This window comes from Aphanothece hegewaldii CCALA 016, assembly GCF_003007785.1.
Taxonomy (GTDB): Bacteria; Cyanobacteriota; Cyanobacteriia; order Cyanobacteriales; family Microcystaceae; genus Chroococcus; species Chroococcus hegewaldii.
Genome location: NZ_PXOH01000008.1, coordinates 59,897 through 86,508 on the forward strand (window position 1 = coordinate 59,897; position 26,612 = coordinate 86,508).

Annotated in this window: 28 protein-coding genes and 1 tRNA gene; 6 read left to right on the forward strand and 23 right to left on the reverse strand. The window is 39.8% G+C overall.

Annotated elements, in window-relative coordinates; translation table 11 throughout:
- Window positions 1-458 precede the first annotated feature (458 nt).
- The gene (locus C7H19_RS09835; protein WP_106456703.1) at window positions 459-1,214 is read left to right on the forward strand and encodes a PEP-CTERM sorting domain-containing protein; all 756 of its coding nucleotides are present in this window, start codon (window positions 459-461) and stop codon (window positions 1,212-1,214) included.
- 105 nt (window positions 1,215-1,319) lie between these two features.
- On the opposite strand, the gene hemF is transcribed toward C7H19_RS09835, so the two are convergent.
- The 10 genes from hemF to trmB form a co-directional block, all read right to left on the reverse strand.
- Complete coding sequence (hemF, locus tag C7H19_RS09840; protein WP_106456704.1) at window positions 1,320-2,342, reverse strand: oxygen-dependent coproporphyrinogen oxidase; 1,023 nt, start codon at window positions 2,340-2,342, stop codon at window positions 1,320-1,322.
- A 157-nt stretch (window positions 2,343-2,499) separates the two neighbouring features.
- A tRNA-Thr gene (locus C7H19_RS09845) sits at window positions 2,500-2,571 on the reverse strand.
- Window positions 2,572-2,615: 44 nt separating this feature from the next.
- Window positions 2,616-3,263 (reverse strand): response regulator transcription factor, encoded by a 648-nt coding sequence (locus C7H19_RS09850; RefSeq protein WP_106456705.1) that lies wholly within the window; start codon window positions 3,261-3,263, stop codon window positions 2,616-2,618.
- A gap of 192 nt (window positions 3,264-3,455) precedes the next feature.
- Window positions 3,456-3,920: a (2Fe-2S) ferredoxin domain-containing protein gene (locus C7H19_RS09855; protein WP_106456706.1), complete on the reverse strand. Its 465-nt coding sequence runs from the start codon at window positions 3,918-3,920 to the stop codon at window positions 3,456-3,458.
- Between the two features lie 216 nt (window positions 3,921-4,136).
- Window positions 4,137-4,673, reverse strand: coding sequence for a zinc ribbon domain-containing protein (locus tag C7H19_RS09860; protein ID WP_106456707.1), 537 nt, complete (start codon window positions 4,671-4,673; stop codon window positions 4,137-4,139).
- Between the two features lie 268 nt (window positions 4,674-4,941).
- Window positions 4,942-5,079, reverse strand: a complete 138-nt coding sequence (locus tag C7H19_RS25610) for a hypothetical protein (RefSeq protein ID WP_181280569.1) — start codon at window positions 5,077-5,079, stop codon at window positions 4,942-4,944.
- Window positions 5,080-5,092: 13 nt separating this feature from the next.
- On the reverse strand, window positions 5,093-5,716 hold the full coding sequence (locus tag C7H19_RS26710) for a hypothetical protein (protein WP_245927427.1): 624 nt from the start codon (window positions 5,714-5,716) through the stop codon (window positions 5,093-5,095).
- Window positions 5,717-6,028: 312 nt separating this feature from the next.
- Complete coding sequence (locus C7H19_RS26715; protein ID WP_245927429.1) at window positions 6,029-6,823, reverse strand: vWA domain-containing protein; 795 nt, start codon at window positions 6,821-6,823, stop codon at window positions 6,029-6,031.
- Window positions 6,824-6,827: 4 nt separating this feature from the next.
- Entirely contained in the window at window positions 6,828-7,448 is a 621-nt protein-coding gene (locus C7H19_RS09870) for a MerR family transcriptional regulator (protein ID WP_106456708.1), read from the reverse strand.
- A 98-nt stretch (window positions 7,449-7,546) separates the two neighbouring features.
- Entirely contained in the window at window positions 7,547-8,173 is a 627-nt protein-coding gene (gene trmB / locus C7H19_RS09875) for a tRNA (guanosine(46)-N7)-methyltransferase TrmB (RefSeq protein ID WP_106456709.1), read from the reverse strand.
- 58 nt (window positions 8,174-8,231) lie between these two features.
- On the opposite strand from trmB, the gene C7H19_RS09880 reads away from it, so the two are divergent.
- Entirely contained in the window at window positions 8,232-9,329 is a 1,098-nt protein-coding gene (locus tag C7H19_RS09880; protein ID WP_106456710.1) for a metallophosphoesterase family protein, read from the forward strand.
- Here C7H19_RS09880 and C7H19_RS09885 read toward each other — a convergent pair.
- The 9 genes from C7H19_RS09885 to C7H19_RS09925 all read right to left on the reverse strand — a co-directional run bounded on the left by C7H19_RS09885 (window position 9,318) and on the right by C7H19_RS09925 (window position 16,657).
- Window positions 9,318-10,466 carry an alanine--glyoxylate aminotransferase family protein gene (locus C7H19_RS09885; RefSeq protein WP_106456711.1) on the reverse strand — a complete coding sequence of 383 codons (1,149 nt, stop codon included), beginning with the start codon at window positions 10,464-10,466 and terminating at the stop codon, window positions 9,318-9,320. The two genes, C7H19_RS09880 and C7H19_RS09885, sit on opposite strands and share 12 nt — an antisense overlap.
- A 117-nt stretch (window positions 10,467-10,583) precedes the next feature.
- Complete coding sequence (locus C7H19_RS09890) at window positions 10,584-11,528, reverse strand: F0F1 ATP synthase subunit gamma (protein ID WP_106456712.1); 945 nt, start codon at window positions 11,526-11,528, stop codon at window positions 10,584-10,586.
- A gap of 114 nt (window positions 11,529-11,642) precedes the next feature.
- A complete protein-coding gene (atpA, locus tag C7H19_RS09895) occupies window positions 11,643-13,154 on the reverse strand; it encodes a F0F1 ATP synthase subunit alpha (protein ID WP_106456713.1) in 1,512 nt (503 codons plus the stop codon).
- 80 nt (window positions 13,155-13,234) lie between these two features.
- Window positions 13,235-13,786 (reverse strand): ATP synthase F1 subunit delta, encoded by a 552-nt coding sequence (gene atpH, locus C7H19_RS09900; protein WP_106456714.1) that lies wholly within the window; start codon window positions 13,784-13,786, stop codon window positions 13,235-13,237.
- A gap of 3 nt (window positions 13,787-13,789) precedes the next feature.
- On the reverse strand, window positions 13,790-14,341 hold the full coding sequence (locus tag C7H19_RS09905; RefSeq protein ID WP_106456715.1) for a F0F1 ATP synthase subunit B: 552 nt from the start codon (window positions 14,339-14,341) through the stop codon (window positions 13,790-13,792).
- 32 nt (window positions 14,342-14,373) lie between these two features.
- Window positions 14,374-14,805 (reverse strand): F0F1 ATP synthase subunit B', encoded by a 432-nt coding sequence (locus C7H19_RS09910; protein WP_106456716.1) that lies wholly within the window; start codon window positions 14,803-14,805, stop codon window positions 14,374-14,376.
- Window positions 14,806-14,979: 174 nt separating this feature from the next.
- Entirely contained in the window at window positions 14,980-15,225 is a 246-nt protein-coding gene (gene atpE, locus C7H19_RS09915; protein WP_106456717.1) for an ATP synthase F0 subunit C, read from the reverse strand.
- Window positions 15,226-15,477: 252 nt separating this feature from the next.
- Window positions 15,478-16,227 carry a F0F1 ATP synthase subunit A gene (gene atpB, locus C7H19_RS09920; RefSeq protein WP_106456718.1) on the reverse strand — a complete coding sequence of 250 codons (750 nt, stop codon included), beginning with the start codon at window positions 16,225-16,227 and terminating at the stop codon, window positions 15,478-15,480.
- 46 nt (window positions 16,228-16,273) lie between these two features.
- Window positions 16,274-16,657, reverse strand: a complete 384-nt coding sequence (locus tag C7H19_RS09925; RefSeq protein ID WP_425428889.1) for an ATP synthase subunit I — start codon at window positions 16,655-16,657, stop codon at window positions 16,274-16,276.
- 339 nt (window positions 16,658-16,996) lie between these two features.
- Between C7H19_RS09925 and C7H19_RS09930 the strand changes: the two genes are divergently transcribed.
- Together C7H19_RS09930 and C7H19_RS09935 are read left to right on the forward strand one after the other, a co-directional pair.
- Window positions 16,997-18,286, forward strand: a complete 1,290-nt coding sequence (locus C7H19_RS09930) for a M16 family metallopeptidase (protein WP_106456719.1) — start codon at window positions 16,997-16,999, stop codon at window positions 18,284-18,286.
- 28 nt (window positions 18,287-18,314) lie between these two features.
- Window positions 18,315-18,656: a hypothetical protein gene (locus C7H19_RS09935; protein WP_106456720.1), complete on the forward strand. Its 342-nt coding sequence runs from the start codon at window positions 18,315-18,317 to the stop codon at window positions 18,654-18,656.
- A 47-nt stretch (window positions 18,657-18,703) separates the two neighbouring features.
- Here C7H19_RS09935 and C7H19_RS09940 read toward each other — a convergent pair whose 3' ends face one another.
- Both C7H19_RS09940 and C7H19_RS09945 read right to left on the reverse strand, forming a co-directional pair.
- Window positions 18,704-19,030: a BON domain-containing protein gene (locus tag C7H19_RS09940; RefSeq protein ID WP_106456721.1), complete on the reverse strand. Its 327-nt coding sequence runs from the start codon at window positions 19,028-19,030 to the stop codon at window positions 18,704-18,706.
- A gap of 55 nt (window positions 19,031-19,085) precedes the next feature.
- Window positions 19,086-19,571 (reverse strand): hypothetical protein, encoded by a 486-nt coding sequence (locus C7H19_RS09945; RefSeq protein ID WP_106456722.1) that lies wholly within the window; start codon window positions 19,569-19,571, stop codon window positions 19,086-19,088.
- A 298-nt stretch (window positions 19,572-19,869) separates the two neighbouring features.
- Here C7H19_RS09945 and C7H19_RS09950 point away from each other — a divergent pair, with 298 nt between their 5' ends.
- Window positions 19,870-20,439: a DUF937 domain-containing protein gene (locus C7H19_RS09950; RefSeq protein ID WP_106456723.1), complete on the forward strand. Its 570-nt coding sequence runs from the start codon at window positions 19,870-19,872 to the stop codon at window positions 20,437-20,439.
- A gap of 188 nt (window positions 20,440-20,627) precedes the next feature.
- Here the strand turns inward: C7H19_RS09950 and C7H19_RS09955 are convergent, their stop codons facing one another.
- Both C7H19_RS09955 and pdxH read right to left on the reverse strand, forming a co-directional pair.
- Window positions 20,628-23,276, reverse strand: a complete 2,649-nt coding sequence (locus C7H19_RS09955) for a DUF4912 domain-containing protein (protein ID WP_106456724.1) — start codon at window positions 23,274-23,276, stop codon at window positions 20,628-20,630.
- Between the two features lie 214 nt (window positions 23,277-23,490).
- Window positions 23,491-24,135, reverse strand: a complete 645-nt coding sequence (gene pdxH, locus C7H19_RS09960; RefSeq protein WP_106456725.1) for a pyridoxamine 5'-phosphate oxidase — start codon at window positions 24,133-24,135, stop codon at window positions 23,491-23,493.
- Window positions 24,136-24,658: 523 nt separating this feature from the next.
- Here pdxH and sir point away from each other — a divergent pair.
- Entirely contained in the window at window positions 24,659-26,599 is a 1,941-nt protein-coding gene (sir, locus tag C7H19_RS09965; protein WP_106456726.1) for a sulfite reductase, ferredoxin dependent, read from the forward strand.
- The last annotated feature ends 13 nt before the right edge of the window (window positions 26,600-26,612 follow it).

A 26,612-nucleotide genomic window follows, 5' to 3' on the forward strand; every position in this document is an offset into this window, starting at 1 on the left:
TTGAGAGATTTCAGGCTTGAGTTTTTAATGATCTTTCTACCCTAATAGCGATCGCATAGATAAACTTTAAATTATTGACAACATCGGATAAAGCTCCGACTAAAATTGGGACATTAAGCTGCTTGAAGACTGGCTAAAGCAATTGACATGAAACTCAAAAAACTTTTGTGATGAGTCGATAACTTCAGGAAATTTAATAAATTTATTTGAATTTTAGAAAATTATTTCATAAAAATTATTGACAAACCCAACCTATAGTGTTTTTCGGCTATTTATAATATTTTTAAATCTATGAAATCTAGTAGACAATTTTAAAAAATGCCAATGAAATGTATGTTCTTCTTTTTTAGAAGGTATGTTGATTTTTCTTAAAAGTAAGGGTATTCTTGTGATAACAAACTCTAATTATAGGTCGTTTAGTTGATTTAGGCACGTTTTATACCATAAACACAAAAAAAATGAACCAGAAAAATGTATTATTAAGTACAGTTTTATCGATGCCCCTAGTTTTTGGGGCGACTGAAATAGCCCAGGCGGCGATCGTTCAAGCGATTGATCCATTAACGGCGGTACAAACCGTTACTAGAAATGCAAATACCCCAGGTCCAACGAATAATGATCTAAATGTTTCTGGCGGCACGATCTTTGGAAACAATATTACTCGTCGCTTAAGTATGCTCAAGCAAAGTGGTACTGGTCCTGGTGGAGCAGAAATACCTACTGCAAATTTTGGGGCGGGTCTTGATTATAGTAATAACGCAGGTGTCAATAGTAAGTTAACAGTTGCATATAGAGGTACGCTTCCGAGTGCCAAGTTTGCGCCTATAGATTTAACGGTTGGCGGTTTAGCGGATCGGGTTGCTCTGGGTGTTATTCTTAATGATGTTGCTCTAGGACAAAGTACCACCTTTTCCGTAACCCTTGGTAGTGGAACAACCGTTGTTACAAAAAATATTTCATCAAATGTTGATTTTGACGATCCATTAAATCCTCTGCCGATCGAATTTCTCTTTTCTACCTTTACTGGGGTTAATCCGGCTGCGATCAACACTTTCTCAATTATGATCGATCCTCCTGCTAATGGAGACGTTAGTCTCAAATTTTTAGGAGTCGCTAACAATCAACCTTATCCGGTAGTTCCAGAACCTGCGTCTATCTTAGGACTATTAGCGGTTGCTGGTGCAGCATCGACGGTTCGTAAAAAAAATTCTTAAGTTAAATAAATTTGTTATTTCTTTTAGCTTAAACAGGTGATCGGTTAATCGGATCGCCTTTTTTATTAATAAGGGTTTGAAAACCAAACCCCTAACAATAAAATATTAAGACGGTTGCCAGTTTGCCCAGTCGTTCGGTTTAAGGAAAACGTCGTATAGTTCAGCCTCTTTTGTATTGGGTTCGGGTTTATAGCCATATTCCCAACGAACCAAGGGCGGTAAAGACATTAAGATTGATTCAGTACGTCCGTTCGTTTGTAAGCCAAAAATCGTACCGCGATCGTAAACTAGATTAAACTCAACATATCGGCCGCGACGATAAAGTTGGAACTGACGTTCTCGATCGCCATATTCGGTGGTGTGGCGTTTTTCGATAATAGGAACATATGCGGGTAAAAAAGATCTACCGCACTCAGAGACAAAAGCAAATAGATCTTCCCAAGTGCGCGGGCGTTGTGGGGCTAGTTGGTTACTATAAATAGCCGCCGCTTTATCAGGATGTGGACCACGATAGAGAGGATCTGAGCCATCTTGATAGTCGAAAAATATGCCACCTATACCGCGTGTTTCGTTGCGATGTTTCAGGTAAAAATATTCATCACACCACCGTTTAAAAACGGAATAGTATTCTGGATGATGATTATCGCAAGCTTGTTTAAAAGTTCGATGGAAATGGGCGGCATCTTCAGCAAAAGGATAATAGGGTGTTAGATCCGCACCGCCACCAAACCACCATACAGGACCAGCTTCAAAATAGCGATAGTTCAAATGCACTGTAGGACCATAAGGATTACGAGGATGTAACACCATCGAGGTACCGGTCGCATAAAATTGATGTCCTGCGGCTTCGGGACGCTGTTTAAGGATAGAAGGCGGTAACTCATGACCCCACACCTCAGAAAAATTTACCCCCGCTTGCTCAAAAACGCCACCCTCGGTAAGAACGCGAGAACGACCTCCGCCCCCTTCTTCTCGTTGCCAACTATCTTCTTTAAACTGGCTAACTCCGTCTACTGCTTCTAAACCGCTACAGATTTCATCTTGAATATTTTTCATTAATTGACTGACTCTTGTTCTGGCATCAGTCGGCGGTAGGGAGGCTTGAATATTTTGGATCAATGCGGTCATGATGATATGAATTAATAATTAATTTAAGGATTTACACAAATCTTACCCAGTGAATGATCTTAACACTGCGGTGAGTGGTCTAAATCCCTTTGGTTGATTTGTAGCAAGATATCTTAATATTGCACAAACAACAGGCAACAAAATAGACCTAATCTAAAGCTGGTGACGGGATTTGAACCTGCGACCGGCTGATTACAAATCAGCTGCTCTACCACTGAGCTACACCAGCACTTTAATTAGGATAACAAATTATTGTACTTTTGTTGTAATTATTTAAGCCATACTGCATTCAATTGCCCAACGTGCTAATTCAGTGCGATTTTTTAGATTGGTTTTGTTTAACATATTAGAGACGTGGCTTTCAATGGTTCGTTGACTAACGTTTAATTTATCGGCAATTTCTTTGTTAGCTAACCCTTGGGCGACCAGTTGAACGACTTTTAACTCAGTGGGAGTTAATTCAACGCTACTAGAAACTTGAATTCTTGTATTTTCATCAAGAGAGGGACGAGTATTATGGCGCATCAAACGACTGGCTTGTTTGAGGGATGATTCGACTTGGGCGACTAATTCTTCGGGTTCAAAGGGTTTAATCATATAAACATCAGCCCCTTTGGTTAAACCTTTGACTCTGTCTTGACTTTGGCCTTTTGCTGAAAGGAACATTACAGGAATCCAGTTAGTCCGATGATCTTGACGGAGCGTTTCTACAAAGGAATAGCCATCCATTTCGGGCATCATGACATCACAGATAATCATGTCTGGCTGTTGTTTGGTCAAAACTTCCATTGCATCTCTACCATTCTCGGCCGTAACGACTTCATATCCCCGAAATTCAAGATAATCCTTGACCAGTAGAATAAGATTAGGATCGTCATCGATGAGAAGGAGTTTTTTACTATCTTTATTATTATCTTTCATTGACAAGACTCACTTTTCAAAAATCTTGAGAGTTTAAAACGCTGTATCATTTCTGTGTGATAACCGTAAACAGAAGTATGCTTCATAGAGTTGATTGTCTAAGACGCAACGTCATACTCGGTTACTCTATCGTTAATATGCCCAAGAATATCTTATAAATTTACAGATGACTCCGTTTTTTAACGGATGATTTTAGCTGATGATATTATTAGGGGTTGGCGTTGAAGGTAAGGGCTGGATCAAAAAGGCGTATTCAGAGACAATTTTATTACCCAAAAGATGCTCAGTGATAATGCGTTCAATGACTTCCGGGGTTGCGTTACGATACCATACGCCATCTGGATAGACGAGTAAAATGGGGCCATCGATACACACCCTCAGACAATTTACTTTGGTGCGAAAAATACAGCTAGGAAGTTCAGGCGTGGGGTGATCTAATCCTAATTCTTTAAGTCTGCGTTTTAAATAATTCCATGCTTCGAGACTGACATCTTTAGTACAACAGTTCGGTTTTGTTTGATCGGCACAGATAAAGACGTGACGCTGAATGTATTTTAATCCTAATGTTTGGATACAATTTTCAAAAACATCTTTTTTCTCTGATAGAGTGGCGGTTTTTTCGCTCTTCGGTTTTTCGACGGCTACGTCTTCGGTCATTGGCGTTGATTGTTTTTTTACATTACATCTTGACACACATCAACCATCATACCCTGCATTTTTTCTTTCTGGAATTCGCTTAAAATAAAAACGATCGCAATTTTAGATCAATAGTAGAGATGTCTAAAACGCGATCGCCGATACTCACTAGCGATTACTATTTACATTAGAAGACCTTAAATCTCAACACTAGCGTAAATTTACGGAATTTTTTTTCTAGTTTAAGGCATGACCGCAATTCCCACAAAAGCGATCGTTTGAATTGACTTTAGCCCCACATTGACTACAAAAATTCCGAATGTTGGCTGATGGCGAACCCATTTTGAGTTCCATGTCTCCCATTTTCATTTCCATTTTGTTAAGATTCATTTCCATGTTGCCCATTTTTAAAGGCTGCATGGGTTTCATCGGTTGCATGGGTTTCATGGGAGGCATAGAATTAACGGGCATCTTTTCTACTGGTAAGGGCTGTAGCGGCTGACTATTTTCGAGTGATAATCTTTCTGGTGTCATCATCATACTGCTACCTTGGATCAAGAGATTGTATTCCCCTTGTTCTGTAGTAATCTTAATAATGACTCCCTGTGAAGTCCGATAAACTTGCGGTGATGTATTCCAAGTTCCTGTCTGATATCCGCTACTGGCTTGCTGTTGTTGTCCGGCACTACTGCTAGATAGGGTAACTAGGGTTTGTGTCCCTTGGTTATCTAGATAAAGTGTTTGACCTGTGCCGATTTCACAAACATAGGGCATGATAATTATTTTAGAATGCTGCTACCTTTAAGTGTATGTCGAAAAGTTGGAATTGTTCTTTGTTTGTGTCAACACTTCATTAAATTAAGAAAATTTAGGATTTAAGATCGCTGAGTAATCATCGGATTTTAATTAGCTTAGAATGAAAAAGTGAGTCAACTAAAATAATGTGTATATTTGGCTCATTTTATCCAGTATTAAAGAGGGTTTGGACTCTCTACCCCTACAATCATCATATTTAATCTGACTCACCACATAATTTAAAGATTTAGTCAGGACGACTATTACGCTTACGGTAATTTTCATAAGAAGCTTGTTTACGCATTTTCTGATGTTCACCGCGTTCTAATTGCTGATCTAATTCTTCGAGTTCGTCTATTTCTTGAGATTTTGTTTCATCAGACATCTATTAAATTTTTCTACAGCCTGTCGTCAAATAGCTCATCATCTAGCAAGTCTGATTTATTAACAAGCTCTGATGTCTTTTGTGCCTTCATTAGCCTCTCAATAGTCGTGTAACGATGCCCCTGTGTAAACGCCGCGATCTTACCGTTCTTATCGATAGTGTCATTCTCAATTGGCCCCACTTCAGTTTTAAATTTTAGGTAGATTACTCGGCGAAAATCTGTAGAAGATTCTGGATGAGGATTAATTGTTCTTCTAATCGGTGTATTATACCAGTTACAATAATCATATGGTTTATCTACTACCTCAAATAAATATCTGATTTTTGCCTCATTGTAAAAAGCGACATACCGAGAAGGACGAAAAGAACGTTCGTTTTGACAAATGTACACATTATGTTTCAATGCAAGAGGTTCACCATCTACTCCAGCAAGTATAAGGACTTGATTATTGTCTTCAATATTCCAGTTTTCAAACTTTACAGGTTGCATATTTTCTATTATTTGTCTATTGAATTCAGGACGACTATTACGCTTACGGTAATTTTCATAAGAAGCTTGTTTACGCATTTTATCAAGTTCACCGCGTTCTAATTTTCGTTCTAATTCTTCAAGTTCGTCTATTTCTTGATATTTCATTTGCTCACACATAGGAGCAGAAACTATCTGTTGTTGGGCATTTTGTAAGACTTTTTGAGCAGTTGAATAATCTCCTCTGTCGAGATTACTGATAGCTTCTTCTCTGGCACGAACCGCGATTAATTGTGTGATACGTGAGGAAACTTTGACATTAAAAGGAAATTCATCTAATTGATGGGATGAGACAACGGGTAATTTTAACGCGACTTTAATTTCTTGTCTTTCGATTTGTTCGGGTGTATCCCATGCTAAACGAAATTTACATAATGAATGAGTATGATTAATAGGTGGAATTTTTAATCGGATAGCAATTTAAATTTGATTACCCATAATTAAATTAGGTAATTTATATCGTCCATACCTTGTCTTACTCAAATCATTAAATACATCTAAAACTTCTATATTTCTTGATGGTTCAATTCCTAAACTGACTTTACTACCAATAGTAGCTATAATACCTTGTAATTCCGCTTGAAAAATCGTCGGTAATGAGTCTGGCGATTCGATATAGTAGTAATTTCCATCACCACTTTTCGCCATTGCTTCCATCAAATCTTCATTAAAATCATCACCAATTCCCATTGTAGAAGTGCTTACACCATGCTGCATCAATCCGTGAACATGGGTGCAAATAACATCGGGGTTAGTTTCTCCGTCATTCGCTAACCCATCAGAAAGCAAAATCACTCGGTTTAACTGTTCGTTGTTATACTTTTGGCTAACTTGTTTCCCCCCTTCTAACCATCCTTCGTAGAGATTTGTTGATCCTCGTGAATGGATGTGTTTTATTTTCTCAATAATCTGGGTTTTGTTGGTTGCTAGAGTATTTGGGACAATGACTTCTACTTGATTATCATAGATAGTGATACTAACGCGATCGCTTTCTTTAAGTTGTTCTACTGCATAGATAGCCGCTTTTCTTGCATAGTCCATTTTTTGACCTTGCATTGAGCCTGAACGATCAATAACTAAGCCTAGATTCAGTTTAGAACGTTTTAGGATTTCTTGGGGTTGAGGTGATTCGATTCTTACTATAAGATCCAGTTGTGTATAAGCATCAGAAGTTACCACCTCACGCAGAGGTATTAGAGTGATTGTTGGTTTCATGAGTTTATTTTCCTTGACGATTGAAGTAGTTTTTGAGTGTTTCTTGCAGTTTTTCAATGAGTGACTGCTTTTCGCTTTTGCTTTTGGGGTATTTGAAATCTGAGCGGATATGAATCTCTAACCCTGGGATAACCTCAATGTGTATCCATGAGCTAGTATTATCTAGTGTTAGATCGGCTTTTTGTTCCTGTCTATAAACAACCGATTCATTAATCGAGTGATTTTTTTGTAGTCCTTGAAGATAAGCTAAAGGGTTTTTTTCTGCTATACTTGGATAGGCAGTAGTAAGATTGAATTGAACGCCTCCTGTCAGCAAGTTTTCTAATTCGGTGTTGCTTTTTTCGGTTGCTAATCGATTAATTGTACTAGCATTAATTCCCTCACTTAACAAACGTCTAATCACTAAAATTTGCAATAGATGACGATAGGTATAAATTGCATACTTACCTGAACGTTTTGGCTCATCAAGCATTCCTTGAGTTGTATAATGTCGGATTAAGCGCGGATTAATTTCGTTTGGTTCTTTAGACTCTGGTAAATATTGAGGCAATAATTGATTAACTAGATCGGTAAATTCCTCCAATAAATATGTTTGACTTTGATCGATGTCGGTTAACCTTTTCATATTTTTATGATAACGCTTACAATAATATATGTCAATGACAATATTTATGTAATCGTTTTGCTTGATCTTATGACTTCTAGCATATGTTGCGGCATTAGTCAAGATACATTTTTTTTAAATAACGATCGATATACAGGCTGATTTTTATTATAGGTGGCGATTTCTCGTTCAGTAAGCACGGGAAAGGGGTTATTATCTAAATGCTGTTTAGTAAAAGCAGGATGATTACAAAAATGCTTGATCATTTCAAGTTCGATCGCTTCGACATCGGATTGCAAAAAAACCAAACCATCATCACTTAGATATTCAGAAATTGCATTAACTAACTCAGGTTGTACAACTCGTCTTTTGCTGTGACGTTGTTTAAACCAAGGATCAGGAAATTGAATTGTTACCCATTTTAGAACCCCTTGGGGTAAAGATTGAAGGATTGGATCGATCGAATGATTAATATTGCAAAAAATAAAATGAAGATTAGTTAAACCTAAATTATCTCGATGATGATTAGCATCAATCACTAAAGCTTCTCTAATTTCTGTACCGAGAAAATTAATTTCGGGATATAAAGCGGCCATTTTTAATAAAAATTTACCTCTAGCGCAACCGATATCTAGATGTAGGGGTTGGGTGTGAGAATAAACTTTACTCCAATCTGGGGGGCTGACTGGGTTACTATAATGATCACTGAGTGGGTTAACGTGCTGACGAATACGGCCTCTAGTCAAAGTGCTTCTCTCCTGTTGCTTATACTAAAATCGTTTTAAATAAAATAGTGAGACTCCTGTGCTAAACTTTCGTTTTGCGGTGATCAGTGATCCTCATGTTGCTATACCTCAAACCATTTGGACTCATCCAAATCGTTTTCATATGGTAGAAGTGAGTATCCCTGCTTTAGAAGTTGTTTTCAATCATCTTAAACAGCTTAATTTAGATTTTCTTTTACTTCCTGGTGATTTAACTCAAGATGGAGAACCCGAAAATCATCAATGGTTAGGACAACAATTATCTACTTTACCAATTCCTGCTTATGTTATACCGGGTAATCATGATGTACCGAGTTTTGCAGCAACGGAACGAGCGATCGCTTTTGATGAATTTCCTTATTTTTATCAGAAACAAGGCTACACTAATCCAAAACAAATTTATTATACTTGTGAAGTTTTCCCCGGTGTTCAATTAATTAGTTTAAATTCTAATCAATTTAATAGCGAAGGTAAACAAATTGGTAAATTAGATGAAAAACAGTTAATTTGGTTAGAAAACTTACTGCCCCAAGTTCAAGATAAATTAATCTTGGTAATGATTCATCATAACGTAATTGAACATTTACCAGGACAAACCACCCACGAACTCGGACGGCGTTATATGTTAGAAAACGCTTCTAGTTTATTAGATTTATTAAACAAATATGGAGTTCATCTCATTTTTACGGGACATCTTCATATTCAAGATATAGCTTTATACAAGGGAATTTATGAAATTACGACAGGTTCTTTAGTCAGTTATCCTCATCCCTATCGTATTATTGATGTTTCTCAAGATAGTCAGGGAAAACAGACTATAAATATCACATCACATTGGATCAATCACTTACCTGAATGGGAAAACTTACCAGAAATCTCGCGCAACTGGTTAGGCGATCGCTCTTATCATTTTATGATGCGTTTATTAACCACATCTCCTCTAAATTTATCGGTGACAGAAGCAGAAATATTAGCCCCAAAACTTCGTAATTTTTGGGCTGATATTGCAGCAGGAGACAATTTATTTGATTTTCCCGATTTTCCGCCCTTAGTGCGAGAATATTTTAAGAAATTCGGGGCAGTTAACAAAGATGGCATACCCGAATTCATTGACAATCAGGCGATTTTAAGCATATAAAGTTTCTTGCAGTGCTTTTAGTAGAAGAACGATATTTTCTTTTCTACTGTTATAACCCATTAAGCCAATGCGCCAAACTTGACCCGCTAATTCACCCAAACCTAGACCAACTTCAATGTTATACTCTGTAAGAAGTTGGCGTGCGATCGCCTTACTATCAACACCGTCAGGAACTCGTACCGTCGTCAGAGTGGGTAAGCGAAATTCTTCGGCGACATGACACTTTAAGCCAATTTCGCTCAAACCTTCCCAAAGCATTTTTGCATTATTATAATGTCGTTGCCAACGATTTTCTAAACCTTCTTCAGCAACGATGCGGAGTGCTTCCCGTAAGCCATAATTAAGATTACTCGAAGCGGTATGATGATAAACTCGTTCATTGCCCCAGTAACGGTTTAATAAATTCATATCCAAATACCAGTTAGCAACGGGTGAACGTCTGTTTTGCAGTTTTTCCCAAGCTTGAGGACTCATGGTAAACGGAGATAGTCCAGGAGGACAACCAAGACCTTTTTGACTACAACTATAAGCGAGATCAACACCCCATTGATCCAAAAATACAGGAACACCACCCAAGCTAGTTACAGTATCAAGCAACAATAAACAATTGTATTCACGACACAACTCACTAACACCATCGATGGGTTGACAAGCGCCGGTGGAGGTTTCTGCATGAACGAGGGCGAGAATAGTCGGGCGGTAGGTTTCTAAACCTTGTCGGAGTTCATCTAAATTAAAAACTTGTCCCCAAGGTTTGGTTAATTTTTCGACTTTTGCCCCATAACGACTCGCCATATCTACCAGTCGATGACCAAAATAACCCATGACACCGACTAAAACAGTATCGCCACTTTCAACGCTATTAGCTAAGGTTGCCTCCATTGCGGCACTTCCTGTACCACTGACGGAAATAGTGAGAGGGTTATCGGTTTGCCAAGTGTAGCGGAGTAAGCTTTGGATTTCGTCCATCACTTTTAGGTAAGATGGGTCAAGATGTCCCAAGGTGGGTAAACTCATGGCGGCCATGACGCGGGGATGAACGTTAGCAGGTCCTGGCCCTAATAAGAGACGGGCTGGTACATCGAGTTGAGGGGCTGCTATTCGATGGCGATCGTTGATCGGATAGGATAATGTCATAGTGATTTAGTAAAAAATCTAGCTTCAATTATTGTCTCTTTTTTTGGTGAGCTAAATAAATAAAAAAGGTGAGCGAAAAAGCCCACCGAAGATAATAAAATAACTGTCTTGGATTTTTTATAAAGCGTTGGCACCTGCAACAACTTCTAAGAGTTCTTGGGTAATTGCTGCCTGACGCGCTTTGTTATAACCTAATGTTAATTTGCCAACTAATTCACTAGCATTATCACTAGCGTTGCTCATAGCGGTCATTCGTGCTGCTAGTTCACTAGCGGCTGATTCTTGTAATGCTCTAAGCAATTGGTTATTAACATATAACGGTAGCAAAGAATCTAAGATTTGGACGGGATCTTGCTCAAAAATCATGTCTTGTGGAAATTGGCCAGTAGATACGCCGACTTTCGTCCGTTCTACGCCTAATTTTCCATCTTTGCTGATTAGGCGGAATATTTCGTCGTCTTGTTCTTCTAATCCTTGGGGAAGCATTGGTAATAAGGTTTGCACCACAGGACTAGAAGCAATCAGAGAAACGAAGCGAGTATAAATTAATTCTACCCGATCGACATTTTCTGAAAGGAACAAAGACAGCAGTTCATCGGCAATTTTAGCCGCTTCAGTAGCTGAGGGAATTTGTTCTAGGTTAACGTAAGAAGCTGCGATCGGAGCATTACGACGCTCGAAATATTGTACCGCTTTACGTCCGGTGGGAATAAGTTGATAATTTATTCCTTGTGATTTGAGTTCTGCGATCCGTTGTTCAGCGCGACGAATTACGTTAGTATTATAACCACCACATAAACCGCGATCGCCAGAAATGATTAACAGACCAACCGTTTTTACTTCCCGTTGTTTGAGTAGAGGTAAGCTTACATCACCAAATTGAAGGCGGTTTTTTAAGCTGTAGAGAACCTGTGCTAAAGCATCGGCAAAGGGACGAGTTGCAAGGACTTGCTCTTGGGCGCGGCGAACTTTTGCAGCAGCAACAAGACGCATTGCTTCTGTAATTTTTTTGGTATTTTTAACAGATTGAATGCGATCTCGAATAGCTTTTAGATTAGGCATATCGATCTACCATGCGTGGATTTTAATTTTAAGATTGTGGGCTTGGCAACCAAGCCCCTACAGATGCGACATCAAACTCTTGACAATAATCACAATTTGTGATATACGCACGAATTATTTAGCAAAACCTTGCTTAAATTCGGTAATTGCTTCTTTGAGTAAGCTTTCTGCTTCATCACCCAATTTTTTCTCAGAGGAAACAAGCTCTGTATATTTAGGTTTGCTGTTTCTGAGATAATCACGTATTCCTTTACTAAATTCAGTGATTTTATCAGCAGAAATATCATCTAAATAGCCGTTGAGACCCGCATACACGATCGCTACTTGTTCCCAAACAGCGAGAGGCGAGTTTTGGGGTTGTTTCAAGAGTTCCCGTAAACGTTGGCCTCGTGCAAGTTGAGATTGAGTTGCTGCGTCTAAGTCAGAAGCAAATTGTGAGAACGCTTCTAGTTCAGCAAATTGAGCGAGTTCTAGTTTTAATTTACCCGCAACCTGTTTCATGGCTTTGGTTTGGGCGGCTGATCCTACGCGAGATACCGAAACCCCTGCATCGATCGCCGGACGGAAACCAGCGTTAAAGAGGTTAGAAGAAAGGAAGATCTGACCATCGGTAATCGAAATTACGTTAGTCGGAATGTACGCCGAAACGTCACCCGCTTGGGTTTCAATGATTGGTAGTGCAGTCATACTACCGCCACCGAGTTGATCATTCAGTTTAGCGGCTCTTTCGAGTAAACGGGAGTGGAGATAGAAAACGTCTCCAGGATAAGCTTCACGACCAGGAGGACGACGCATTAGTAAGGATAATTGACGGTAAGCTTGAGCTTGTTTAGTCAAATCATCATAAATTACGAGAGTTGCTTTACCTTTATACATAAAGTATTCCGCCATTGCAGCACCAGTATAAGGAGCAATGTACTGTAAGGTCGCGGGTTCGTTGGCATTTGCGGCAACCACGATCGTATAATCCATCGCGCCTTTTTCGGTTAAGGTATCAATAACCTGAGCAACGGTAGAAGCTTTTTGACCAATGGCGACGTAAACACAGATTACGTCTTCGCCTTTTTGGTTAATGATCGTATCAATTGCGATCGCTGTTTTTCCTGTTTTACGGTCACCGATGATTAACTCACGTTGTCCGCGTCCGACGGGAATCATCGCATCAATTGCGGTAATCCCCGTTTGCATGGGTTCACAAACCGATTTCCGAGCAATGATACCGGGTGCCATTGATTCGACGAGACGGGTTTCGCTGGTCATAATTTCGCCTTTACCATCGATGGGGCGACCGAGTGCGTCAACGACACGACCAACTAAATTGTCACCTACGGGAACCTGAGCAATTCTTCCCGTTGCTCTGACGGTTCCACCTTCTTGAATTCCGAAGCCATCACCCATTAATACGGCTCCCACGTTGTCTTCTTCTAAGTTTAGAGCGATACCGATGGTGCCATCTTGAAACTCTAGAAGTTCTCCGGCCATTGCTTGTTCTAGTCCATAGATACGGGCTGTGCCGTCACCTACTTGTAGAACAGTTCCTACGTTAGATACTTGGATATCTTGGTCGTAGGATTCGATCTGTTGGCGAATAATACTACTAATTTCGTCGGGTCTGATACTAACCATAGTCTGAATGAATGTTGTTAGAGTTTAGATTTTGAATAGATATAGATGTAGAGACGCGCCATGACACGTCTGTACGGGGGTTATTTGCTTAAGCTCAAACTAATACGACGCAGTTGTCCGCGTAGACTTGCGTCATAGACTTGAGATCCCACTTTAATTACCACACCACCCAATAAATCTGGATCAACACTGGTTTTAATTTCAACCGCTTGCGCCCCAGTTAAAGCTTTTACTTTCTCTGCAACAGATTGACGCTGTTCTTCGCTCAACTCTGTTGTAGCAGTCACTTCGGCTAAAACCGTATTGGTAAGTTTCCGTAGCAGTTCTAAGTATTGCTGACACACTTCTTCTAGAAAGACGATGCGTCGTTTATCAATCAGCAATAATAGAAAACGCTTCAGATAATTATTGCTATCTTCTCCAACGACTCTTTCAAGAACCGCTTTTTTGTCAGTTATTTGAACGACTGGACTTTCGAGGAACAATCGTAAGTCTTGTGAGTTTTGTAGTAAATTTAGTAATGCCCGAATGTCCTGGCCGAATTGTTCGGTAAGATTTCTGTCTTGAGCTAGGGACATTAAGGCCTGAGCATAGGGTTCTGCGATTTCGGTGCTTAAAGCACTACCTTTCATGAATTAACCTCCCAAGCGAGCCAAACCGCGATTAATTAACTGTTGTTGAGCTTCTTCGTCTAAATCGCCTTTGAGACGGCTTTCGGCTTGAGCTAAGGCGAGAGCGGCTACACGTTTTTTCAGGTCAGCCATTGCCCGTTCTTGTTCAAGTGAGAGGTCTTTGGTGGCGGATTCTTGCAAGCGTTGGACATCTTGTTCTGCTTTCGCTGCAATTTCGACTTTAAGGGACTCTGCCCGTTTGAGGGCTATGGCGCGAATTTTTTCAGCTTGTGTTTTAGCGTCTGCTAATTTTTGCTGTTCCACGACAAGGGCTTCTGCTGCTGCTTTGTTACGCGCTTCAGCTTCTTGTAAGATTTCAGCAATTTTAGATCGTCGATCGTCGAGTAGATTGGTTATGACTTTACGACCATAGAAGAAAAGTAATCCGACCAAAATGGCTAGGTTAATCAGGTTGGCTTCTAAAAAATCGGTATTTAAGCCAAAGCCATGATGTTCTTCTGCTTCTATTGCTTCAGCCGCTACCGCACCAGCTACCATTAAAAAAGCATCTATCATAGTCTATTTATTCCATTTCGGCAGAATCGAAGTTATTTTACTAGCTCATGCCCTAATATTTTTTCGATGATTTGACGCGAGAGAGCTTCCACTTGTTGTTCAAGTGATTGCATTGCTGCTTCTTTTTGTTGGGCAATCTCTAAAGATGCCGCTTCTTTCTGAGCGATCGCACGTGCTTGAGCTTCGGCGACCTGTTGAGACGCAATTTGTTGCGCTTCTCCTTGAGCGGTGGCTAGGATCTCAGCCGCTTGTTTACGAGCATCTGAGATTTGCAGTTCGTATTCTTTGGTTAACCCTTCTGTTTTGGACAGTTTCTCTTTGGCTGTGCTTTCAGACTGACGAATGAACTCCGCCCGTTCGTCTAAAACTTTGCCTAATGGCTTATAGAAAATTGCATTAAGAATAACTGCTAACAAAATGAACTGCAATGCCATCAGGGGCAATGTGGCATCAAAATCAAACATTGTTGACTGTTCCCTTTATTTTCTTTTAACAGTAAGAAAGTCATGTCTTTTGTTTAATTGATTAGGAGATGAATTGATGGCCGAAAATCAGATCACACGTTAAATCATGCTCTAAATTTTCTGATCTGTTCATCTCCTCATCGATTTAACTAAAGCTTAATAAGAATGAAAAACTTAAGCAAAGGGATTTGCAAAAAGTAAAACCAAAGCGATAACTAGACCGTAAATGGTTAGAGATTCCATGAATGCCAAGCTCAACAGTAGGGTTCCACGAATTTTTCCTTCGGCTTCGGGCTGACGAGCAATACCTGAAACAGCTTCACCAGATGCGGTACCTTGACCTACACCAGGGCCGATCGCAGCTAAACCAACAGCTAAGGCAGCAGCAATAACGGAAGCAGCAGCAATTGTAGGGTTCATAATGATCTTTTCCTCTTTATGAATGAATAACAGTTGTCAAGTTAGTTGTCTATGGAAGGAGAGCGAGATTCCCAAGCCATCAGTTCATTGATCTGACGATTGATTCACTCTGAATGTTTTTTTTCATCTGGACACTTTAAAGAATTCCTAAAGATTGAATTCCCAAAGAAGAGTCTATGCTATTATCCTATCTTTGGGATCATTTTCTACATTCAAATAAAAAGCCAGTTGATCCATTTGTTTTTTTCTTTGCTAACCATGTTCTTCTTCATGGGTGTCTTCTAGAGCTTCATGGATATAAGCTCCAGCCAGAGTAGCAAAAACGAGTGCTTGAATTGCACTGGTAAATAATCCTAAAGCCATGAGGGGCAATGGAATTAGTAACGGAACTAAAAACACCAATACCGCGACGACTAATTCATCCGCCAAAATGTTACCAAAAAGACGGAAGCTTAGGGAGAGGGGTTTGGTAAAGTCTTCTAATATTTTGATTGGCAAAAGAACGGGTATTGGTTCAACATAATGAGCAAAATATCCCAATCCTTTTTTACTTAAACCCGCGTAAAAGTAAGCCAAAGAAGTTAGCAGGGCTAAAGCAACTGTGGTATTAATATCGTTGGTGGGTGCTGCTAATTCTCCTTCGGGAATTTCTAGCACTTTCCAAGGTATTAATGCTCCAGACCAATTAGAGACAAAAATAAATAAAAATAGAGTCCCAATAAAGGGTAACCAAGGACGATATTCTTTTTCTCCTAACTGGTTTTTGGCTAAATCTCGCAAGAATTCGAGAACATATTCCATGAAATTTTGCATTCCACTGGGTATTTTTTCGATCTTACGAGTTGCCGCTAATGAAGCAATAATTAGTAAGCCCATAACGAACCAGGAAACTACTATTACCTGTCCGTGAACTTTTAAATTACCGATGCCCCAATACCAGTGTTGACCAACTTCTAGGGCTGCCAAGGGCAAGGAATTAATGAGGTTTAAACCGTCTAACATTTTTACTACTGTTGTTTATTTAAACCAAACTGAGCGCTTAATTCTTTTATTGTTGTTCGGGTGTAAAAACACTTTGCAACATATAAAGGATTATGGCGGCTTTATAGGTCAGGAATCCCAGAAAAACTGGAACAATATGAAGTCCTTGCCATCGACTAGCGACAACAATCAGAACTACGAATAAACCTAGCCCTCTTGTTCCTGCTCGTTGTTTCGGCGTGCCGATTTTTTCGACATCTCCCGCTAATAATTTGAGATAAGCAAACCCTACCGATGCTCCAAGTAAATAGTTCAGAGCCGTATTCAGGGTGTAAACTGCCCAAACCATGATAAAAATAATCCCACTTAAAACCAATGTCGTTAGCAACAAGGTACGTTGCAATCGATAATAGTCTTGCATTGAATTACTCGCAGAAGCTTTTTGAGTCATCCGTTCACCGCCTTGAAAAGGCGGTGCCTGCGGATGACTGCCTTCCGCAGTTTCTTCTGGAGTCGGATTTGATTCGGGAGACTGATTAGAAAGGGTCACGTGTATCAGCGATCAGGCTTACCTTCAAAGGGTGGTTAATTGGTTTAACTGAATCATTAAGGGATTCTAAAGATAAACCACGAGTCATCATATCATGGAAGGGTGACACATTCTAAAGAATTGTAAATTTACTCTTGATTTAATTAATTTGGTCAACGACTAACAAAATTTCTCGTAACAGCAATCATGATCGCTCTTATGATAGATACAGACAGGTTCTCTCTAATCCATAAGCTCAACATGACTGCAACGCTGTTCAATCCCCCCGCACTTAATACTCCTACAATTCACCGCTTACCGAATGGTTTAACGATTATTGCCGAACAAATGCCCCTAGATGTTGTTAATCTCAATGTTTGGCTCAATGTCGGTTCAGCAATTGAAACGGATGCAATCTCAGGAATGGCTCACTTTTTAGAACATATGGTCTTTAAAGGAACTCAACGTCTCGAAAGTGGCGAATTTGAGCGTTTAATTGAAGCCAGAGGAGCGATAACCAATGCTGCAACCAGTCAAGAATATACGCATTACTATATTACAACGGCTCCTAAAGATTTTGCCGAATTAGCTCCCCTACAATTGGATGTTGTTTTAAATGCGAAAATGAAAGATGATGCGTTTGAACGGGAAAGATTGGTAATTTTAGAAGAGATTCGCCGTTCTCAGGATAACCCGCGTCGTCGCATTTATTCTCAGATGATGGAAACCAGTTTTACAACCCTTCCTTATCGTCGTCCTGTGTTAGGTTTAACTTCAGTTATCGAACAGTTAACCCCCCAACAAATGCGCTCATTTCATCACAGTTGGTATCAACCGTCTCAGATAACAGCAGCAGTGGTTGGTAATTTACCCGTTGAGGAGTTAATTGAAATTGTGTCCAACTCAGTCGAAAATCAACAAGCCACAGAATCTCGTATTTTACCGTCTTCTCCTCTAAACAACTTACAACCCGAAGCCCCATTTAATACAATTGTTCGCTCTGAATCGGAAGATGAGTCACTTACTCAAGCTCGTTTGATCATGGTTTGGCGTGTTCCAGGATTAAGAGATTTAGCCCAAACTTACGCGCTCGATGTATTAGCCGTAATTCTTGGACAAGGTAAGGTATCTCGGCTATTTCGGGAATTAAGGGAAGAAAAAGGCTTAGTTACTTCGATTAGTGCTAGTAATTCGAGTTATGGCATTCAAGGAATTTTTTCTATTTCGGCACAGCTTAAGGTAGAAAATCGCGCCGAAGTCGAAGGGGCAATTACTGAGCAGATTCGTCAAATACAAGCTAATTCAATCACTGAAACTGAATTAAAACGCATTTCTACACAGGTGGCTAACCGTTTTATTTTTAGTAATGAACGGCCGAGCGATCGCGCTAATTTATACGGCTATTATTATTCTCAATTAGGTACATTAGATCCAGCCTTAAATTATCCTACATCTATTCAGTCCTTAGACATAGCTACAATTCAAGAAGCGGCGCAAAAATATCTATCTTCAGAAGCATACGGCGTAATTTTTGTCAAGCCCACTGTTTAAAATTAAAGAAATTGCTATAGTTTTAAGTATGATTACTCTAACTTCTCTTGCTGAGTTCTCTCGTACTCATTGCATTTCGATTTGTGCCTTCTTAGTGCCGGCTAACTTACTAGCCACTTCTCTAACACTAGGACTCTCATTCGTTCAAGCTTCGAGTCGCCAAATTTTAGGCGTTGCGACGATCGCTTCTGTTTTTGCCCTGGCACTTTTTCTACACGTCTTAACCTGGTTAAATATCGGGGTCATTATGCCACCGACATTTATTTTATTCGGTTTAGGACTCACTTGTTTAGTGGTTAATTATCTTGCCTTGACTCATACTCAAAAAGTTCACGAAACCTTACAATTAGTTCGAGTTATGGTTAGATAAATTGAGTTGCGGGGTAGGAACAACCCACCCCACTTTCAGCGCACTATCTACCCTACAGTGACTTGGCTACTATCAACAACAGAAGCACCTTTCACACCATGAGCGACGGAAATCATCTTATCAAGTGTCGCTTGATCGGAAACCGTGCCTTTAAGAACAACAGTACTACCCGTTTGAGCCACCCAGAGCCTATCCTCATCTGTAAGAGCAGAATCATTATCAAAAGCTAGAGCCACTCGTTTAGCGAGTCCACTATCATCGTACTCCCCATTAAGCCCTACTCTTTCTGGGGCAATATCAGGGGTACTAGGTGCGGGATTTACTTGAGAGTTTTCAGGTGCTTTTCTTCCGAAGATTCTATCAAACCAACCCATAATTTTCTCCTTAATTGTGTTTTGATGGGGTTTTCTATCTAAATTCTAACAATCTCTACAGTTCTAATACAGCTTTCAATTGAGCTAAAGCGGCTGCTTCAGATGGGCTAACCTTTTCACCCGTACCAAATAAACCGCTACCGGCGGCATTAGCCACCGTTTCGGCACAGGAATAAATAAACTCTTTGTACTGTCGAATTTCTTCAGGAGTTGCTTTTGTTGATAAAACCGCCAATGCTTCCGTAATTGCATTAATGGCAGTATTAACAGCAGTATCAGGCTTCATATCTTCGGCTTTGATTTCGATTTTTGGAGTCTTATCTGCTTTAGCTTTTTCGACCGCTTCTTCAGAAAAGAGTGTTTGAATAATCGTATTATTAGGGTACTTTTTCGATGCCCCTGCAACTTCTTTAGCCATCGCTGCCGCTTCAATAGCCGTGGAAACAACACCCATATCAACCATTGCTACAGCCATACCACTAACCATTACCGCGCCTGCAACTTTAGCAATTTCATCTGAAGAATAATCTAGTAAAGTCATTGAGAATTATCTCCTTAGTGTCAGTTCAAAAATTTGTTTCTCTTCCATTTTTGATTAATGCTTATTCATTTGAATGGAAATGATTGAGATAAGAATTAACCAAAAATTAAAAAAATATTAAACTGATGGGAAAAAGCATCAGCTTATTAACTCAAACCTTACATTATAATGTAACGTAAAACCTAAAAAAAAGCTTAAAATATTCGTAATTTTCGCCATCAATAATAAATTAGTTGGAAAATCAGTTTAAAATTGAGGTAAATTTTGATTGATTGCTCAATATTAACAAAAGGAAAAAATGGGACTGTTTTACGATATTCTAAGCTCGATTAATAACCCTGAATTAGAAGGGGATGTCAGTTCATTAGAAACACTGACGAAAACGGTACAAGATTTAGCGAATAATAATGGGATCGATCCCTCAACCACCCAAACGATGATCTCGACTGTAGGTAACTATCTTCGTTCTACTCTTAAAGATCAACGTAGTACCGTTGGTAATCAACAATTAGAAAACTTAATTACTCAAGCGAGTGGCAGTAATAACTTAGACGGTTTACTCGGTAGTTTGGGTGGTTTAGCGGGTGGTACTGCATCTACTGCTTTAATTCAATCTCTTATTCCAGAATCAGTACAACAACAAATGGTGAATAGTATTGCTCAAAAAACCGGATTAAACGCCGAAATGATTCGAGGATTAATACCCGTTTTAATTCCTGTTGTATTAGGGCTATTGAAAATGGGTACGCCTAAAACATCGAGTTTACCTGGAAACAACCCAATACTTAACTCATTTCTCGATGGTGATAAAGATGGCGATGTTGATTTAGGGGATGCGTTTAAATTTGCCAGTCGTTTTATCAAATAAAAAACTCCCCTAATAGTTCCCTCTCCAATATATAAACAGATTTTTTATAGTTCCCTCTCCAATATAAAACACATTCCTGATAGTTCCCTCTCCTTTTAGGAGAGGGCTAGGGTGAGGTAGGAGAGGGCTAGGGTGAGGTAGAGAGGGCTAGGGTGAGGTAGAGGGAATTAGGAGATCAAATCAGAAATTTAATCAACCCTTAAAATATTCGATTTAGCGAGTGGAAGCCAGCGACCTTCCTCGGTGAGATAACCCAGTTCCGCGACATAATCCCGCTCACCGCCATAAATTCGTACTATTTTTTCGGTGTCAAATTCAGTACACTCATATTCCCAAACGCTATCAGGTTGACCATCTAGGTTTGTGTCTATCAAATCGTATACCCGCAAAGCCAGTCTTTGACCACCACTAATACGAAGATCTTCTTTATCGGCTTCTGGAATATCCCAAGACACAAGAGCCTCTTCTGAATTACGCAATTTAAGGGTCATTTTGTTTTGAATCTCATTATCAAAAAGATCGTCGTCTTCAAGAAAGAAATCAGGAATATCCCCTGCTGCCGTTCCTAAACCCGCAGCAACATTAGCTCCACCAGACTTTAAGATATTATCTGCTCCAAGATCATCGTCTTTGTCTTGTGGCTTCTCAAAGAGTTTTGCGAAAGCATCACGACTCGTGTCAAATAGATCATCTAAGACATTGATAGTAGGCTGCGGCTGCGGTTCGGGCATGATGTCATCAATTTTCTCAGGCTCGCTGTCAAATAAAGTTGAGAAATCATCAGGCTCCGAAATTATCAGATCCTCCTCTGTTTGGTTAGTAGGCTGCGGTTTGAGTTGAGATCTTTCACCTTCAAAAAGAGTTGAGACATCACGACTTGTATCAAATAAATTCTCTATTTTTTCCTGTCCTGTGGAGACGAAACCACCTATAGTTGGTGCGCTAGTAGCTAATTCTGCTTCGAGTGGATTTACTGGAGTAATGGGATCGCACTTCGGTACATGGACGTACTCAGAACGAGCCAAACTATACCAACTGCCATCAACGGCTTTATATCCTAATTCGCCAACATAATCACGATCGTCAACAGCGATCGGAATATGTAAATCTTGTTCAAGTTCGTTGCATTCGTATTCTTCCATTGAATGAGGAGCTTGATCATCTAACTCCAAATTCGTTGCATCATAAACTCTAAGCATCAATTGTTCACCGCCAACTTGACGTAAAGCAGTTTTGTGTTCTTCGGGGACTTCCCAATAAGCATAAATTTCTTGACAACTACGAGTAATTATGGTAAGCCGACTGGTTTGAGTTGTGGATAAAGAGGTCAAACCAATTGCACCAGCCGCCGCAGTCGCAGCAACAGCCGTTGGAATGTCGATTTGTGGTTGACAAGCGGGAACACGAACCGCATCCGATTTAGCGATCGCAAACCAATCCCCATCATTGCTAACATAGCCTAATTCAGCGACATAATCTCGATTATCGACGGCAATGGGCAAATGAAGATCTTGATCCCATTCGTTGCATTCATATTCTTCTACGCGATGAGGTCGGTCATCATTTAGATCAATGTCCGTCGTATCATAGAGTCTGATCACTAACTTTCTGTCATCGCCGGAAAGTTCAGCAAATCTTTCTGAGGGAACTTCCCAATAAGCATAAGCATTACGACAATCATGGGGTGTTAAAATCAGCCGAGATGGTGCCAAAGGAGCAACGGGAAGTGGTAGCGGTGGTGGCGGTGACGCAGGAATGGGATCAGCCGTAACTATGGGTGCGGGTGCCGGTTCAGAACGACCTTTTAAGAGGAAAGGTAAAAGTAACAGTGGGGCTAAAAATAGTAACCACCAAGGAAAACCACCTTTATCGTTTTCTGCGGGGGCGGGTTCTGCTGTTGGTGTTGATTCGGCGACGGGTGCGGGTACTGGTGCGACGGCTACTTCTTCTTTTCTGGCTTCTTCAATGACTGCGGCATTGTCTGGGGCTAACGCATATCCTAAAAAAGCTTTCGCTGCGTTGCTAGGTTCCGCGCCTTTGTAAACGTAGACTAAAGGTTGAGAAAAGGGATAACGTTGATCATCGGGTAATGTTTCGTGCATTTTTAAGATGCGTACATCTGTACGTCCTTGCACTTGATCGGCGATCGCATATCCGATCCCATCTTTGCCGAGTTCTGCAATAACTAAATTAGTTTGGTCTTCTGCAACTGTTGTAGCGTTATCTCCTGTTTTTAAGGGTGCTTTTTGAAAAACAGGATAATCATTAAATGCCTGACGGGTATCACTCTTATCAGGGCGATCGATCACACGAATAACACCAACTGTACCGCCAACTTTTGACCAGTCTTTGATTTCGCCTCGGAAAATTTGGGCAAATTGTTCAATTGTTAAACTTTGATTAAAAGGGTTAGCTGGCCCAACAATCATAGCGATTTTGTGACGAGTGACGGCGTATTCTTTTAATCCTTCGGCTTTTTCGGCTGGTGTTAAAGGACGACCAATGGCTGCTAAATCAATTTTTCCTTCTCGTAGGGATTTTAGTGAAGCATCTGTGCCATTTTCGGATACAACAACTTCGGTTCCTGTAAATTTTGTTTCAAATTGCGTTTTTAGAGCATCGTTGATTTTTTTCATGCTACTAGAGCCATCAACAGTTACTTTACTGCCACTGGGTACAGATGCCGGTAAAGGGAATGGTGCTGGTTTAGTCGGAGTTGTTGGAATCGTGTTATCGGCTAAAACGGGTGACTGACGGATTAAAATCGGTTCACCGACTAAAGTTAATAAAACTGAAAGTGCTAGTAAGAAAGTATTTCTTTTTGTAATGGGTAACATTTTTGTTGAAATCTATTTTTTCTCAAAGTACGTTGATCTTACACAGAAGTTCCACTTCGGACTCTGATTTACTCTAATTTTTTTAAACATGATTTAAACATTGAGTAGAAAGCTTGCTGAAACTTCTGTTTGAAAGAATCCATATCTAAAATTATCTATCCGATACAAGTTAAGATTTGTTAAAAAATATAACAGCCAAATTACTTGTATTAGTTTAGGGGGATAATCTTTCTCTGTACCAGTTTCCATCAACTAGCCGACGATAGGATAAGCGATCGTGTAAGCGGCTCGGTCGTCCTTGCCAAAATTCAATCACGTCAGGAATAACGCGATAACCTCCCCAATGGGGCGGGCGAGGTACGTCTTGACCTGCATATTTTTGTTTAAGTTCTTCTAAACGTTTTTCAAGGATTTCTCGATTTTCGATCACTTCACTTTGTTGAGAAGCCCAAGCCCCAAAACGAGATTCATTGGGACGACTGAAAAAATAGCCGTCAGATTCAGACTCGGTGACTTTTTCGACTCGTCCTTCGATGCGGACTTGACGCTCTAAGATATCCCACCAAAAGACTAGAGCAACCCAAGGGTTTTGAGCTAATTGTTGTCCTTTGGCACTGTTATAATTAGTGAAAAAAACAAACCCTCTTTCATCGAAATCTTTTAATAAAACCATGCGAGCCGTCGGTTTTCCCTCACTTGTGATTGTCGCAAGGGTCATCGCATTAGGTTCTAAAAGTTGGGCTTCTATTGCTTGGTCAAACCAGATTTTAAACTGATTAAAGGGATTTAAATCGGCTTGTGTTTCTATTAATCCAGTACGTGTGTAGTTTTGACGGAGATCGGCGATCGCTCGATTCATGAGTTGTTGATCAGATATATTTGTCTATTATTTAAGGTATCACAAATGTAAATTTTACTCTTTTTATACGTTATTTTACAATGTTTAATTGATTTTTTTTGAAAGTTTTGTTGATTAAATTTAGTTTTATAAATTAACAAATAATACTTAACAAATGTTTTATTTTTTCTTGTTTGGCTCTGGTTATGGGAAAACTTTTCTTTTTTCTTAATGATTTTTATCAAAAAAGAATTACATAAATTTTAAAGAATAAAAAGAGATAATTAACGCTACAATGGAAATTATGGCAAATTGTCAAAAAGTTTCTCTTCTCCGTTCTGGGTTGACTGACGAGATTTAAAGCAATTCGACTTGAAGCAATTAGACTTGAAGCAATTAGACATTGCAAGTGATGTTCAACAGTCAATTATATTTATTTTCCTATTCTTCCATTAGGACTTTTTCAGGGCGGAGGAGAAGCTGTAGAACAAAATCAACCCATCTTGTGACTGATTGAGACAACTAGAAGCGAAAAAAAATTCTAATGGTTACAACTCCCATTTCCGAAACGCGTAAAGTCTCTAAAGTAGAAGGGCTTAAAGAACGCAGTAACTACTTAAGAGAACCTGTTGCGACCCAACTGCTAGAGAACACAACCCATTTTACCGAAGAAGCCACTCAAATTCTCAAATTTCACGGCTCTTATCAACAAGATAACCGAGATAACCGAGTTAAAGGACAAGAAAAAGACTATCAATTCATGTTGCGTACCCGTAGTCCAGGGGGCTACATACCGCCTTCTTTGTATCTGACACTCGATCGCCTTTCGGATGAATACGGAAATCATACCCTTAGAGCGACCACGCGCCAAGGGTTTCAACTTCATGGCATTCTCAAGAAAAACTTAAAAGCGGCCATTGCAGAAATTGTCCAGAGTATGGGTTCAACATTAGGAGCTTGTGGCGATCTTAATCGTAACGTGATGGCTCCCCCTGCACCCTACAAAAACCGTCCCGAATATCAATATGCTTGGGAATATGCTGATAATGTTGCTGATTTACTAACCCCACAAACAGGGGCTTATTATGAAATTTGGCTCGATGGCGAAAAAGCAATCAGCGCTCAAGAAAAACCAGAAGTCAAAGCCGCTAGAGAAAACAATTCTGATGGAACTAATCTCAACGATCCCATTGAGCCTATCTATGGCGAACAATATATGCCTAGAAAGTTCAAATGTAGTGTAACGGTTCCTGGTGATAACTCCATTGATATTTATACCCATGATGTTAGTTTAGTGGTAATAACTGACAAAAACGGTAATTTAGAAGGGTTTAATCTTCTTGCTGGCGGTGGTTTAGGCAGAACTCATAACAATGAAGAAACCTTCGCCAGGATGTCTGATCCCATTGGCTATATCAATAAAGATGATGTTTATAGTGTCATTAAAGCGATCGTAGCGACTCAAAGAGATTACGGAGAACGTTTTAACCGTCGTCACGCCAGAATGAAATATCTATTACATGATTGGGGTGTCGAAAAATTTAGAGAAACCGTAGAAGGATTTTTTGGGAAACAACTAGAACCATTTAAACCACTTCCTGAGTGGAAATATCAAGACTTTTTGGGCTGGAATGAACAAGGAGACGGTAAATTATTCTTTGGGCTTTCGATTGAAAATGGACGCATTAAAGATGAAGGACGCTTTCAACTGAAGACGGCATTAAAGAAAATCGTTGAACAGTTCCAAATTCCGATGCGTTTAACACCAAATCACAACATTATTCTCTATGAAATTGAGCCAGCCAATCAAGGAATCATTGAGGATATTCTACAGCAACATGGCGTGATTACGGATGCTTCTACCATTGATCCCTTAATCCGTTTTTCGATGGCTTGTCCGGCGCTTCCTACCTGTGGTTTAGCCATTACTGAGTCAGAACGAGCTTTACCTGGAATTATTGATCGCATTCGCACTTTACTCGATAAGCTAGATCTAAAAGACGAAAATTTTGTGATTCGGATGACTGGTTGTCCTAATGGTTGTGCTAGACCTTACATGGCTGAATTAGGTTTTGTTGGAAGTGCGCCAAATACCTATCAAGTTTGGTTAGGAGGAACACCCAATCAAACCCGTTTAGCACAAGCTTATGTGGATAAACTGCCTGATGAACAAATTGAAACTTTTTTAGAACCTTTGTTTGTCTATTTCAAACAAAGTAAAACCCAAGATGAAAGTTTCGGTGAGTTTTGTCATCGAGTTGGGTTTGACTCCTTGCGGGAATTTTCCGCTACTTATCAACCGTCTGATCGAGTTCCTATGAAAAAGACTACTACGCCTCGCAAAGATCGTAAAAATCAAAATCGTGTCAGTGTTCCCGATGAAATGTTTGTGCGTCTAAAAAGTGCAGCAATTGAAGAAGGACGACCGATGAATCATATTATTAATGAGGCTTTAGAGGCTTATTTCTCTTCAAAGAAAGAGTAATTTCAGATCGTCA